This window comes from Staphylococcus sp. EG-SA-2 (assembly GCF_017152085.1).
On record NZ_JACYHC010001194.1, the window covers coordinates 1 to 649 of the forward strand.

A 649-nucleotide genomic window follows, 5' to 3' on the forward strand; every position below is an offset into this window, starting at 1 on the left:
ATTTGAATAATTGGTTAATATATGAGTAATTAGAAAATAGACAAAGGATGACGATTTATGTATATCAATATGAAAGATTATGGGTTAACAGGCATAAACAAAACTAAAGATACTCGAGCAATACAACGTGCGTTAAATCGTGGAAGATGTAAACCAACGACAGTTTATATACCGAAAGGGACGTATGATATTTGCAAACCATTAACGATATATGGCAATACAACACTTTTGTTAGATAATGAAACTATTTTACGCCGATGTCATTCTGGTCCTTTATTAAAAAATGGTCATCGCTTTGGTTTTTATCGTGGTTATAATGGACACAGTCATATTCATATTAAAGGCGGCAAGTTTGATATGAATGGTGTATCGTATCCTTATAACAATACAGCTATGTGCATTGGGCATGCTGAAGATATTCAATTAATAGGTGTGACCATTAAGAATGTAGTGAGTGGTCATGCAATTGATGCTTGTGGGATTAACGGACTCTATATTAAAAGCTGTTCATTTGAAGGATTCATAGACTATAGTGGCGAACGCTTTTATTCTGAAGCAATACAATTAGACATTCAAGTACCTGGTGCTTTTCCAAAATTCGGAACGACAGATGGTACGATAACGAAAAATGTCGTTATCGAAGATTGTT

Annotated in this window: 1 protein-coding gene; it reads left to right on the forward strand. The window is 34.1% G+C overall.

The window, feature by feature from the left end; all coding sequences use genetic code 11:
* Positions 1-57: 57 nt before the first annotated feature.
* The coding region (locus IDG60_RS19520) for a glycosyl hydrolase family 28-related protein (RefSeq protein WP_241013406.1) at positions 58-649 on the forward strand (592 nt) is incomplete at its 3' end.